The organism is Brevundimonas vitisensis (assembly GCF_016656965.1).
Taxonomy (GTDB): Bacteria; Pseudomonadota; Alphaproteobacteria; order Caulobacterales; family Caulobacteraceae; genus Brevundimonas; species Brevundimonas vitisensis.
This window is the reverse complement of the sequence record NZ_CP067977.1, coordinates 2,495,718-2,508,809: the sequence shown is the minus strand read 5'-3', so window position 1 is coordinate 2,508,809 and position 13,092 is coordinate 2,495,718. Positions and strand designations below refer to the sequence as shown.

Sequence of the window (13,092 nt, the reverse complement as noted above, 5' to 3'; positions counted from 1 at the left end):
AAACGCCCCGTTCACCGATGCCGGTCATTCTGACCTGCGGTTGGAGGTCGAATGGCACGCGCGCAGTTCCAGAAGGGTCAAAAGGTCTGGGTCGAATGCGTCGGTGCATGGGCCCAGATCGAGAAGGTCCAGCCCGTCTGGGCCAAGGGCTTCGAAGAGCCGGTCCGCGTCACCTATGACGTGGGTTTGGGCCGGGAATTCCTGGGGCATGAGCTGCTCGCCCCGGTCGAGGACCCGGCCGCGCAGGCCACCGAGCAATGGCGGCTGCTGCGCGCCCGCAACAAATGGCAGGCGGCAGAGGACTGCCCCCACCACCCCTTCCCCGGCAGCTATCCCGTCGTGGTGACGGACGCAGCGGACTGGGGCGGCTGGCGCGTGCCCGGGGCCGAATACGACCGCGATCCCGAGCGCATCGAGTTTCAGGCCCGGCTGATCGCCGCTGCGCCTCAGCTGATGGCCGTGGCCCAGGCCTTGATCGACGCCGTCGATGAAGCCCCCGAGGACGCCCCGCCCGAGGCCCGCGCCCTGGCCCGCCAGGCCCGCACGGTGGTGAAGGGCATCACCGATGTGCTGGCAGCCCCCTCTTCCACCCAAACCGCACCGTCCAGGCCGACCCCGGCTCAGATTGAGTCCCGCGCGCCACAGGCGGCGTAAGGGTTAAGCCAAGGTTACGCAGCGTCTCGACACATCCTCGCGACGCAGCCTAGATTCCCACGGTGCTGAATCGTCGGGAGGCCGCCTTGCGGGGCACGGAGCGCCGCTACAGCGGACCGGGGCGACGCGCCTCGGACAACCGCAGGGGTCCGCCCGCCTGGGCTCGCATCCTGCTGCTTTGCATTACGCTGGCTGTCGCCGTCTATGTGCTGCTCTTCGCCCGCGAACTGGCCCGTCCGGCCCGTGAAGCCCAGACCCTGCGCGAACAGGCGCTGAACCGCGAAACCCAGCTTTATGCCGCCGTGATCCAGGCCCGCCTGGGCGAAGCGGCGGCCGGACTGAGCGTCGCCGTTCAGGCGCTCGAAGACGGCTCTGCCCCGGCCGCCCTGGCCCGTGCCCAGGCGGCGGCACCGAACACCCGTTTTTCGATCGGCGATGCCGGAGTGGCCGGGACCCGCCTCAGCCCGGACGGTCGCTCCCTGTTGACGCGCAGACCGGCTGCCGACCAATGGGTGACCACGACCACTGCCCTGCCGGCCCTGAACAGCGCCGACGCGGACGTCACGGTCAATCTGATGCCGACCGAGGCCGCCACCGATGCGGGGTCGGCCAATACCCGTCGCGTCGCCCTGCCTCTGGGAGAAACCGGCCTGAGCGTGGTCGGATCTCAGCCGCAGTCGACCGCCCCCAACCTGCTGGACGATGCCTGGGTCCTGCTGGCACCGGTGGTGATCGGCGCCATGGTTCTGTTGCTGGTGCTGATCCAGCAGGCCCGGCAGCGGGGCCTGCGAAAGGAGTTCGCCGAGACCGAGCGCCGGTTCCGGGTAGCGGTCGAAGGGGCCCGCTGCGGTGTCTGGGAATGGGATCTGGAGGCGGATCAGGTCACCGTCTCGGACTATATGGCCGTGATGCTGGGCCTCGAGCGCGGCGGGGTGGTGCCTGCCGAAATCGTGATGGCCCGCGTCCATCCGCGCTATCGCGATCCGCTGCTTCATGCCCTGCGCCAGGCGGCGACCTTCGGAGCCTTCGAGGCCAGCTTTCCGGTGCCTGACCCACAGGGCCGCGCCCGCTGGATCGACGCGCGGGGTCAGGCCCGCGGCGACCGGGGCGACGAAGGCTTCACCGTCATCCTCGGCGTGGCTCTGGACATCACCGAGGAACGCCGTGCCAAGGCCCAGGCCCAGGCCGCCGAGGGGCGCCTGCGCGATGGTATCGAGAGCGTGTCTGACGCCTTTGTTCTGTTTGACCGCCAGGGCCGGCTGATCCTGTGGAACCAGGCCTTCAAGGACGCCTTCGGCTTCGACGAGGGCGTGGTCCGGCGCGGGGCCCAGAAGGACGAGCTGAACCGCATCGCCGCCCTGTCCATCAAGACCGAACACGCGGCCGCCGGGTCGCGGGCCGGTGCGCGCGAGGTCGAACTCCAGGACGGCCGCTGGCTGCAGCTGTCCGAGCGCTATACGTCCGACGGCGGCACGGTCGTCACCGCCGCCGACATCACCACCATCAAGATGCAGGAGGCCGAGCGCCGCCGCGCCGCCGATGGCCTGCGTCAGATGATCGACCAGCTGGAAAAGAGCCAGGAAAAGCTGTCCCTGCTGGCGCGCAAATACGAGGTCGCCATGACCCGGGCCGAAGCCGCCAACCAGGCCAAGTCCGAGTTCCTGGCCAATATGAGCCATGAGCTTCGCACCCCCCTGAATGCCATCAACGGCTTTTCGGAAATCATGGCTGCCGAGATGTTCGGCCCCTTGGGCGACCAGAGGTACAAGGGTTACGCGGCCGACATCCTGCGCTCGGGCCAGCATCTGCTCAGCCTGATCAATGACATCCTGGACATGGCCAAGATCGAGGCCGGCAAGCTGACCCTGCACTATGAGACGGTCTCGGTGCAGGAGATCTGCGAGGACGCGATCCGTCTGATGCGGGGCAAGGTCGACGAGGCGGGTCTGACCCTGCGGCTGCAGACCCCGGACCTGCCGACCATCGAGGCCGACCATCGCGGGGTCAAACAGGTGCTGCTGAACCTGATCTCCAATGCGGTGAAGTTCACGCCTGAAGGCGGCAGCATCACCGTGGCCCTGTCGATGGCGGCGGGCGAACGCATCCGGGTGGCCGTCACCGACACGGGCATCGGCATTGCCGCCGACGACCTGGCCCGGCTGGCCCGTCCCTTCGAACAGGTCGAGGGCCAGCATTCCAAGACCACCCAGGGCACGGGCCTGGGTCTGGCCCTGACCAAGGCGCTGATCGAACTGCACGGCGGCGAACTGACGATGGACAGCGAGCCCGGCCGCGGCACCACCGTCGCCTTCGACCTGCCGATGCGCCGCCCGGCGGCAGCGCCTGTGGAACAGGCCCGCGCGGCCTAAACGGCCTCAGGCCGGGACATAGGTCAGCCGCACCACGTCGCCACTCATGACCTCGTGCTCAACAAGGCGAAGCCGCGATCGCGGGCCTGCGAACAGGGGCTTGCCCTCGCCGATGACGACGGGGTGGACATAGAGGCGATACTCATCGACCAGGCCGAGGTCACCCAGGCCTTTAGCCAGTTCTGGCCCCGCGACCTCGATGATGCCCTCATGCTCGGACTTGATCCGTCGCAACTCAACTTCAACGTCTCGATCAATCAGAGTGGCGTTCGGCCCTACTGACCTCAGGGTGCGCGACACGACCCATTTGGGCTGCGCTCGCCAGGCTGAGGCAAAATCGCGTTCGGCGGCACTCCAGCCAGGCTGGTCTTCGTCCCAATACCGCATCGTCTCGTACATGCGTCGTCCATGCACCACGCCCGAGAGACTGCGCATGTCCTCGACGAAGTGCTGAAACAGAACCGGATCGGGCGCGAAGGCGTCATGATCGACATAGCCGTCCAGCGACTGGTTCAACGCAAAGACGAACTTGGCCATGTTCCAAAACTCCTGACGCTCACTGCAGTCGAGCCTGCGCCAGACTTATGGCATCGGCACCTTCGGTTCACGTCCCTCCCCTCGCCCGCGCCCGCCGCCCCGACCACGCGGGCCATTGCGGGACAGGATGGGGGCCAGGGCCGCGCGGTCGGCGGGCGTCAGCGTTTCGAACAGGGCCAGGGAATCCTCCTCCAGCCGTGCCCGTCCCCGCAGCTCGGCGGTCCGTGAGCGTTCCAGCAGGGCGCGGACGGCAGCGGCATCATAATCCGGTGCGGTGACCGCCTGGACGGCCTGGCGACGCAGCGTCCGCGCCTCCTCGAAGTCCGGGCGAGCCGCCAGGGCCGAGGCCCGCATGGCGGCACGAACCGTCTGCTGCACTTCGGGATCGACGCTCTGGACCACCTCCCATGCGGGCGGACGGCCACCGGGTCGCCGCTGCTGTTCTACCCGTTCCTCGACCTTGGGACGGGTCACGGCCACGGTCACAAAGGCGGTCGCCGCGAACAGGTTCAGCGCGACCGAGACGGCCAGCAGGATCTTCAATGTGCGTGCGGTCACCCCACCCACTCCGTGTCATCGACGGCATCCAGCGACGCCTGATACAGGACCGCATCGGCCTGGGCATCGGCCGTCAGGTGGGTGGTCAGGCCAAGACCGGCCACAACCCCGGCACAGGCCGCCGCCGCCCAGCCGGCGCCCGCCACCAGGAAGATCCGGTCCAGCCACCGCCGCCCCGTCCGTCCGGCCTTCAGGCCCGACTCTGCGGCCGCTGCAATCACCCGATCGCGCAGGGCCATGCTGACGACGGGGGCTTTGGACCCGTGCAGCAGGGCATCGATCTCGTCCGCCTCGGCCAGGGCTGCGCGTGTAGCCTCCGGCGCTGTGGCCAGAAAGGCCTCGGCCGCCGCCCGTTCGGACACGGGCCAGCGCCGCGCATCCGCGCCATAGGCGTCGATCAGGGCGTTGAACCGATCCGGCGTCATCTCAACTCTCTCCATCTGCGCCGGACCGGAGATCGGCCAGCGACAGTCTCAGAGCCCGGCGTCCACGGGACAGCAGGCTTTCCAGCGCCTCGACACTGATCGCCATCAGGGCCGCAGCCTCGATATTGGTCAGTTCCTGATAGTGGCACAGCACGATGGCTTCGCGCTGACGCTCCGGCAGGGCCGCCAGGGCCGCATCGACACGATGGGCGGTGTCGGCGGCGATCAGGCCGCGATCCGGGGCGGGCCCCTCATCGGGACGATCCGGCGGGCTGTCGGTCGGCACCTCACGGCGACGCCGCAGCCGATCATAGCACAGGTTCAGCCCGACCCGATGCAGCCAGGTGTCGAACCGCGCCTGCCCCGGCGTCCAGCGCGGTGCCTGTTTCCAGGCCCGAAGCATGGCTTCCTGCGCCACATCCTCGGCCTCGACCGGGTCGTTCAGCATCCGTTGGGCGAGCGCCAGCATGCGCGGCAGCTTGCGGGCCACCATGGCCTGAATGGCCGCGGGGTCGCCCTGACCCACGCGGCGCACCAGATCCTCATCGGGGTCGGCGACGTTCGCCAAGCCGGCCTCTCTCCTGAGCGCAAGGAGGGGCGACCGAGCGATCGCGACCGTCCCCGACATGGTCTTACTCCGAAGTCGACGCCGCTGGCGATGCCGCCTGTTGACGGGCAGCCCGGCGTTCGCGGCGATCCTCGCGGCGCGCCTGATGGGCGGCACGCTGTTCCTCGGCCGTGACATAGCCGTCGCTGTTGGCATCCATCCGGCCAAAGGCCTGTTCCGCCTTGGCCTGGGCCTCGGCGATCACCACCGGACCCCGCTCACGGCCCTGTCCGCGACCGCCCGCACGGTGCGGCCCACGGGGACCATGCCGGCGTCCGGCACGGTCACCGCGTTCCGGCCGCGCTTCGACGGCGGCATCGAACTCGGCCCGCGTGACCGAACCGTCGCCATTGGCATCCAGACGGGCAAAGCGGCTGTCAGCGCGTTCGGCGCGCCGGGCCTCGCGATGCGCCTGCATCTCCTCGGCGCTGACCGAGCCGTCACGGTTGGTATCCATGGCCGTCAGGCGGACGATCCGACCATCGACGAACTCCGCCCGGCTGATACGGCCGTCGTTGTCGGTGTCGGCGCGCTGCATACGGCCGGGACGATCCTGTCCCGTACGGTCCTGACCGGGCATGGACTGCTGGGCAATGGCAACGCCCGCTGCGGCGGCCAAGGTCAGGGCTGCCACGCCGCCGACCAGCAATGTCTTGGTCTTGGTCTTGTTCATCTCGATCTCCACGATCCCAAAGGGAATCCAAAACCCCCGTCTTGGAAGATCAAACGCGAACCGGGTCAGAGTCCGTCGCGGACCGGTTTCAGCACCCGTTCGAACGCCGCCCGGGCCCGCTTGCGCACCGAGGCGAGCCGCTTCTCCAACTGGCCGAAGGTCTTGCAGCCGCCCGCCGTGGCCAGCAGCGCGCGCAACCCCTCAGGCTCGCCCTGCGGGTCGGGCTTTTCGTCAAAGGCCGCCCCAAGCACTTGGTTCAACGCCTGCTGCAACCGCCAGGCCTCGGCCAACGCCGGATCGTCCTTCAGCGCCGCCAGGGTGGACACCGTCAGCGGCCCGCCCTGCGCCGCCGAAGCCAGCTGACGCACCTGGGCCACGAACTCGGCATCCACCTGACCGCCGGGGGCCAGCTTCAGATCCCACGGCCCCTGGCCCGGACGCTCGCGCGCCATCAGATCGCGCATCCGCCGCGCATCCGCTGCCACGTCGATCCCAGGCCGGGGCCGTCGCAGGATCGCCTCCAGCGTCGCCGTCGTCCGGGCGGCAAATTCCGGATCGTCGCTCCACACCACCCGCGCGCGGGTCAGAGCCATGAACTCCCAGGTATCGGCCTCCTGGGCATAGTATTCGGCCACGGCGGACAGCCGCAGGGACACCGGCCCCTTGGACGCGCCGGGGCGCAGCCGCATGTCGACCTCATAAAGCCGGCCCTCTGCCGTATGGGCCGACAGGGCCGCGATCAGCCGCTGGGTCAGCCGCGAATAGAACACACCGGCGGCCCACCCCTTGGCGTCCGTTGCCGCTTCCGGCGGCGCTTCATAGACGGTCATCAGGTCCAGATCCGACGCCGCCGTCATCTCGCGAGAGCCCGCCTTGCCCAAGGCGACCACGGCGAGACTACCGCCGTGCAGGGTGCCGCCCTGACGCACCGCTTCGGCTGTCGCCACCGGAGCCAGGGCCGCGATCACGGCATCGGCCAGGGCTGTATGCGCCCGGCCCGCCTCGTCCGGTTCGATCCGCCCGGTCAGGGTCTGGATGCCGATGCGGAACATCTGATCGCGGTGCAGTCGCCGGACCGCATTCATCGCCGCCTCGAAATCGGGTGCCGTACGCGCCTCCTCGGCCATCTGGTCGAACAGGCCGGTGTTGGCCCCCAGCGGTGTCTGGAACCGGGAGTCCAGCATACTGTCCAGCGCTGCCGGATAGCGGCCCAGGGTCCGGGCCAGACGCGGCGCATAGGCCAGGACCCCCAGAACCATGGCGAACAACGCCGGCTGATTCAGAAACAGAGCCTGGACCTGAACCCCGGCGGACAGGGCCGAAAAGAACACCGCAAACCGACGGAAGGCGGCATCCGGCGTCCCGGTCTCGGCAACCGCCGTCAGCAGCCGGGGGGCCAACCGGGTGAACAGCTCTCGCCCGCGTTCCGATCGCGTCGCCGGGATGCGCCCATGATGCCAACTGCGGATGGTATCGGCGACATTGGCCGGATCGCTAAACCCCATCCGGCTCAGGGTCAGCAGGGTCTCGGGGTCGTTCTCCACCCCCGTGAAGACCAGGCTGCCATAGGGAGAGGCCAGGGTCTCCTCGCCCTCGAACAGCTCTCCATAGCGATGGTTCACACCCGTCAGCAGCGCTTCGACCGAGGCGTCGAATCCAGCCAGATCCCCTTCGCCTGCCAGCGCCGCCACCATGCCGCGCCGCACCGGATCGACGGGCAGGACATGGGTCTGTTCGTCATCCAGCATCTGGATGCGGTGCTCCAGCCCGCGCAGACGGCCATAGGCAGCGCTCAGTTCCGCCGCCACGGCTTGCGGCACATGACCGGCCGCCGCCAGGGCGGCCAGGGCGTCCAGGGTCCGAGGGCTGCGCAAGGTCCGGTCGCGCCCGCCCAGGATCAGCTGCTGGGTCTGGGTATAGAATTCGATCTCGCGGATCCCGCCGCGGCCCAGCTTCACATTGGCCCCGGCGGCTTCCAGCCCGTCGCCGGTCTTGTGGACATGGATCTGTCGCTTGATCGACTGGATGTCGAGGATGGCCTGATAATCCAGGCTGCGCCGCCAGACGAAGGGCACCAGAGCCTTCAGGAAGGCCTTGGCCTCGGCCATGTCGCCGATCACCGGCCGCGCCTTGATGAAGGCGGCCCGCTCCCAGTTCTGGCCGACGGATTCGTAATAGGCCAGGGCCCGCTGGGTGGCGATGACCGGCGGGGTCGATGACGGATCGGGCCGCAGCCTCAGATCGACACGGAACACATATCCGTCCGCCGTCCGCTCCTGAAGCAGGGTCGCCATGGCCTGCGCCATCCGGTCGACGAACCGCTGCACCTCTGTCCCTTCAGGCAGGACCGCGGCGACCGCGTCGGGGTCATAGAACAGCGACAGGTCGATATCGCTGGAATAATTCAGCTCGAACGCCCCGTGCTTGCCCATGGCCAGACCGAACAGGCCGGGCACGGGATTGTCCGCATCGGGCGCCGACAGCAGTCGTCCGCGCTCCCTCTGGTCATGGGCCACCGCTCGCAGGGCGCACTGGGCAGCCGCATCGGCGAAGCGTGACAGGGCCCCTGTCACGGCGTCCAGGTCCCAGACCCCGCCCAGATCGGCCAGGGCCGTCAGCAGATGCAGGTCCGCCTTCAGGCGCCGCAGCGGCACCCGAACCTCATCCGCCCCCCCCGTCAGGGCTCCGGTCTCGGCCAGCAGGTCCGCCAGCCGCTGATCGGGCCGGGTCTCCAGGATCAGGTGCAGGGATTGCGGCCGTCGCCGCGCCAGACCCGCCAGATAGGGCGACGCGCCGAACACCGGGGCCAGTTGGGGCCAGGCGGCATCCAGCGTCGGTTGCCAGCCTTCCGCACCGGCGGCTTCCGCCAGGGGTTCGCGGGCACGTTCTGCCGCGCCGGGATCAAAGACCGGACCACAGGGGCGAAAGACCGTCATGAGGGTTGCCGCCTCATGCCGAGGCCGGCGGCAGGATCAGCGCGACCCTCAGGCCGGGCCCGGAACCATCATAGACGCCCGGCCCCTCGTCCAGGGTGATGCGCCCACCGTGTGCCTCGATCACCGCCGCGACCAGCGACAGGCCCAAGCCCGATCCCGCCTCGGTCCGGCTGTTGTCCAGGCGCACGAACCGCTGGATCACGCGCTCGCGGTCTGCCTCGGGCACGCCGGGGCCGGTGTCGGTGACCGAGAACTCGATCTCGCCCGAGGACCGCCTCCGCGCCCGCAGCTTCACCGCCCCGCTGGGCGGCGTGTATTTGATGGCATTGTCGATCACATTGGCCAGGGCCTGGGCCAAGAAGGGCTGATTGGCCTCCACCATCAGCCCGCGCTCGATCTCGGCGGAAAACTCCAGCCCCTTGTCCTCGGCCGCGGGCTCGTACAGTTCGGCCATGTCCTCGGCCAGGTCCGCAGCATCGAACAGGGCGGGGTCCGGCGTACGCCCCGCCGCCGCCTGCAATCGGGCAATAGCCAGCACGGTGTTGAAGGTTTTGAGCAGGGCGTCGGCCTCGTCCAAAGCCACCCCCAGGGCATCGACCCCCGACACCTTTCCGGCCTCGGCATCGATCAGGGCCACCTCCAGCTTGGCGCGCATCCGCGTCAGCGGCGATCGCAGGTCGTGGGCGATGGCATCGCCCGCGTGACGGATCGAGGCCATGGAGGTTTCCAGCCGATCCAGCATCGTGTTCAGCCCCTGGCCCAGCTCGTCCAATTCGTCGCCGGTCGAGCGGACATCGGCGCGCGCCCGCAGGTCGCCTTCCTGGACCGCGAGGACGACCTTGTTCAACCGGCCCATGGAGCGTTCGACATTGCGGCTGATGATCAGTCCGCCGCTGAGGCCCAGCAGCAGCACCATGGCCATCGCCCCCCACAGCGCCTGGGTCAGACGGTCCAGATACCGTTCGGTGTCGCCCATCGACTGGCCGACGAACAGCCGCTCACCACCGGCCAGCTCATAGTCAACGCCGATCCCCTGCGGTCGCTCGACCCGGCCTTGATCGTCCGTTTCGGTCAGTCGAAACGTGTCCCACTGGCCCTCGGTCGCCCCTGGTGAGGGCGAAATGGGCGACTGATCCAGATTGCGGCTGACAAAACCCCCGTTGGCGTCGGTCAGGACGTAGAGGCTGGGCCCGCCCCGGCTGATCCGCTCGATCAGCGCCACGTTCAACCCCTCAAAGCCGCGCGCCCGATAGACGGCCATCAGACTGTCCGCCTCGGCCCTAACCTGGCTCCGCGCCCTCGCCTGCGCCTCCGACGCCGAGGCCACATAGACATAGGCCAGCACCGCACTGGCCGTCGCCGCGAACAGCGCCAGAAAAAGCAGCGTCACCCGAAACGGCGTCCGCCGAAAAAGCGTGGGAAGCCTCAACTCTCCCTCCCCTTCATGGGGAGGGACGACCGCGTCAGCGGTCCGGGTGGGGAAGTCTCCAGGACGTCTCTGATATAGGTCAGCACGGCGTGCAGATTGTCCCGTATGGCGGCATTCTCAAAGCGCAGCGTTCGGAATCCCTCGCGTGCGAAGACCGCGTCGCGAATTCGATCGTGTTCAGCCTGCTGCTCCGTTCGATGGGAGGCGCCGTCAACTTCCAGGATCAATCGATACTCAAAGCAGACGAAATCCAGGAAATAGCCTCTGACCGGCGCTTGCTTGCGAAAATGGTAGCCGTCACGCCTCAGCCCCTTCAGTCCGACCCACAATCGCGCTTCAGGAGGGGTCAGTGCCTTGCGCATCTCCCTCGCCCTGGTCGTCGGTTTCATGGGCTGAACTTCCCCACCCGGCTTCGCCTGAAGGCGAAGCGTCCCTCCCCATAAAGGGAAGGGAGATTGCGTATTGCCCCCTCCCCTCCGGGGGAGGGAAAAGCGACCCCCTGCGTCAGGCTTCCAGACGATACCCCGCCCCGCGCACGGTCTGCAGCATGGCGCGGTCGAAGCCCTTGTCGATCTTGGACCTCAACCGGCTGATGTGGACGTCGATCACATTGGTCTGAGGGTCGAAATGATATTCCCAGACCTTCTCCAGCAGCATGGTCCGGGTCACCGACTGCCCCGCATGGCGCATCAGAAACTCCAGCAGCTGGAATTCGCGCGGCTGCAGGTCGATTTCGGTCGTTCCGCGATGCACCGTGCGGGCGATCAGGTTCATTTCCAGGTCGCCGACCTTCAGCACCGTCTGCACCCCGCCGGTCTCGCGCCGGCGCGACAGGGCCTCGACCCGCGCGATCAGTTCCGCAAAGGCATAGGGCTTGACCAGATAGTCGTCGCCGCCGGCCTTCAGACCTACAACCCGGTCTTCGACCTCGCCCAGGGCCGACAGGAACAGGACCGGCGTCTGGTCGCCGTCCTTGCGCAGGGTCTCGACCATGCCGATGCCGTCCAGGCGGGGCATCATCCGGTCCACGACATAGACGTCATAGCCGCCCTTCTGCGCCTCCAGCAGGCCGAAGGCACCATCCACCGCATGGACAACGTCGTGCCCGCCTTCACTCAGGCCCCGGACCATGGCGGTCGCGGCCTCGGCGTCGTCTTCGACCACCAGAATACGCATGGATCAGCCCCTCGCTCAGATTCGACGCACCACCATAACCGATCGGCGGCGTTCGGATCATTGATTCGGCGTCAGGATTCCGGCAGCGCCAGCACGACGGGCAGGGCCCCTTCGCCCGGCACCCACAGCTGGATGAACAGACCCTCGCGGCGCGCCTGGCGGGCGGCCCCGACGGCCCCGGTCAGATCGGCCACCGCCGCGACCCGGCGACTGCCCACGCGCTGGATCACAAAGCCGGGCTCCAGCCGCCGATCCCCGCCCGGCAGGATACCGGTGACGACCAAGCCGTTCACGCCATCGGGGATGCCGTAGCGCTGGCGCAGGGGCGCGCTGATCGGGGCCACGCTCAGACCGGCCACGGCCTGTCCGGCCACCGTGCCGCCCGGCGCATCGGGATTGGCCGGCAGGGCGTTGCGCGTCGCGTTCAGGGCCGCGCGGGCCGGGCGAACACCCGATCGCACCGTGACGGTGCTGCGGCGACCATCGCGCAGGATTTCCAGCTCGAACCGCTGGCCCGGCTGCACCGCGCTGACCCGGCGGGTCAGGTCAGTGGAATCGGTCACGGCGCGGCCGTTCATGGTGACCACGACATCGGCGAACTGCAGGCCCGCCGCGGCGGCGGGACCGCCCGGCGTCACGTCGCTGACGACCGCCCCCTTGGTCGTGGCCGGCAGGCCCAGGGCATCCAGCTGTTCCGCATCCGGCGTACCGATGCTGACCCCCAGATAGCCGCGCTGGATCGACTCGCCCCGCATCAGCCGGTCCGTGATCGGCTTGGCCACGGCGGCCGGGATGGCAAAGCCGATGCCGACCGATCCGCCGGTCGGAGAATAGATGGCCGTATTGACCCCGATCACCCGCCCATAGACGTCAAAGGTCGGCCCGCCCGAGTTGCCCCGGTTGATGGCCGCGTCGATCTGCAGATAGTCGGTATAGGGGCTGTTGGGGTCGTTGATGTCGCGCGCTTTGGCCGACACGATCCCCGTCGTGGCCGATCCGCCCAGGCCGAACGGATTGCCCACCGCGATGACCCAGTCGCCGACGCGTGGTTCGGCCTGTTCCTCGAACGTCACGAAGGGGAAGTCGCCCCCGTCGATCTTGATCACGGCCAGGTCGGTGTCCTCGTCGCGGCCCACCAGACGGGCCTTCAGCTCGCGCTGGTCGGCCAGCCGGACGGTGATCTCCTCGGCATTCTCGACCACATGGTTGTTGGTGACGATGTAGCCGTCGGCCGAGATCAGAAAGCCGGATCCCGCGCCGATGGCCGTCTCGCCCTCGCCCGGCTCGGTGCCTTCGGGAACCGGCGGCGTCGCTCCGGGCGGGACGCCAAAGTCGAACGGCAGGCCGGGAATGGAAAAGCCGCCCTGCCCGCGCTGCACGCGGGTCTTGACGTCGATCTGCACCACGGCTGGCGCGACCTGCTGAAAGATGTCGGCAAAGCTGAGCGGGGCACCCACCGGCGGGGCAAAGGCCAGGCCCGGCGCACCGGCGCTGGGCGTCAGGCGGCCACTGACGGCCCCGGGCTCGGCCCGCGCGCCCGGCCACTGGATCACGCCGCCCAGCGTCGCGACGGCCGCGACGCCCAGACCGGCAGCCGCCCCCAGAATGAACTCCTTGCGCTTCAGCATCGTGGTCCCGGACTATCCATGGGCTCCGGCAGACCCGGAGCGGTTTCGCCTTCAGATATAGGGTGATCGGCCAGGAGGCCAATCATAGCTCCGACAAGCT

At 68.6% G+C, this 13,092-nt stretch carries 12 protein-coding genes; 2 read left to right on the top strand and 10 right to left on the bottom strand.

Going from position 1 to position 13,092, the window contains the following annotated elements; all coding sequences use genetic code 11:
- The first annotated feature begins 51 nt into the window (after positions 1-51).
- Complete coding sequence (locus JIP62_RS12770; RefSeq protein ID WP_201102540.1) at positions 52-654, top strand: hypothetical protein; 603 nt, start codon at positions 52-54, stop codon at positions 652-654.
- Between the two features lie 62 nt (positions 655-716).
- Complete coding sequence (locus JIP62_RS12765) at positions 717-3,023, top strand: sensor histidine kinase (protein WP_230974755.1); 2,307 nt, start codon at positions 717-719, stop codon at positions 3,021-3,023.
- 6 nt (positions 3,024-3,029) lie between these two features.
- Here JIP62_RS12765 and JIP62_RS12760 read toward each other — a convergent pair whose 3' ends face one another.
- The 10 genes from JIP62_RS12760 to JIP62_RS12715 form a co-directional block, all read right to left on the bottom strand.
- Entirely contained in the window at positions 3,030-3,560 is a 531-nt protein-coding gene (locus tag JIP62_RS12760; protein WP_201102539.1) for a dihydrofolate reductase family protein, read from the bottom strand.
- A gap of 45 nt (positions 3,561-3,605) precedes the next feature.
- Positions 3,606-4,118: a periplasmic heavy metal sensor gene (locus tag JIP62_RS12755; protein ID WP_201102538.1), complete on the bottom strand. Its 513-nt coding sequence runs from the start codon at positions 4,116-4,118 to the stop codon at positions 3,606-3,608.
- On the bottom strand, positions 4,115-4,543 hold the full coding sequence (locus tag JIP62_RS12750; protein ID WP_201102537.1) for a hypothetical protein: 429 nt from the start codon (positions 4,541-4,543) through the stop codon (positions 4,115-4,117). Before JIP62_RS12750 ends, JIP62_RS12755 begins: the two co-directional genes overlap by 4 nt.
- A 1-nt stretch (position 4,544) precedes the next feature.
- The gene (locus JIP62_RS12745; RefSeq protein ID WP_230974754.1) at positions 4,545-5,111 is read right to left on the bottom strand and encodes an RNA polymerase sigma factor; all 567 of its coding nucleotides are present in this window, start codon (positions 5,109-5,111) and stop codon (positions 4,545-4,547) included.
- 64 nt (positions 5,112-5,175) lie between these two features.
- Complete coding sequence (locus JIP62_RS12740) at positions 5,176-5,823, bottom strand: EF-hand domain-containing protein (protein WP_201102535.1); 648 nt, start codon at positions 5,821-5,823, stop codon at positions 5,176-5,178.
- Between the two features lie 65 nt (positions 5,824-5,888).
- A complete protein-coding gene (locus tag JIP62_RS12735) occupies positions 5,889-8,759 on the bottom strand; it encodes a bifunctional [glutamine synthetase] adenylyltransferase/[glutamine synthetase]-adenylyl-L-tyrosine phosphorylase (RefSeq protein WP_201102534.1) in 2,871 nt (956 codons plus the stop codon).
- 13 nt (positions 8,760-8,772) lie between these two features.
- The gene (locus tag JIP62_RS12730; protein WP_201102533.1) at positions 8,773-10,188 is read right to left on the bottom strand and encodes a sensor histidine kinase; all 1,416 of its coding nucleotides are present in this window, start codon (positions 10,186-10,188) and stop codon (positions 8,773-8,775) included.
- A complete protein-coding gene (locus JIP62_RS12725) occupies positions 10,185-10,550 on the bottom strand; it encodes an endonuclease domain-containing protein (RefSeq protein ID WP_230974753.1) in 366 nt (121 codons plus the stop codon). The genes JIP62_RS12730 and JIP62_RS12725 overlap by 4 nt, the downstream gene beginning before the upstream one ends.
- A 142-nt stretch (positions 10,551-10,692) precedes the next feature.
- The gene (locus JIP62_RS12720; RefSeq protein ID WP_201102531.1) at positions 10,693-11,364 is read right to left on the bottom strand and encodes a response regulator transcription factor; all 672 of its coding nucleotides are present in this window, start codon (positions 11,362-11,364) and stop codon (positions 10,693-10,695) included.
- 71 nt (positions 11,365-11,435) lie between these two features.
- Complete coding sequence (locus JIP62_RS12715) at positions 11,436-12,992, bottom strand: trypsin-like peptidase domain-containing protein (protein ID WP_201102530.1); 1,557 nt, start codon at positions 12,990-12,992, stop codon at positions 11,436-11,438.
- Between the last annotated feature and the right edge of the window lie 100 nt (positions 12,993-13,092).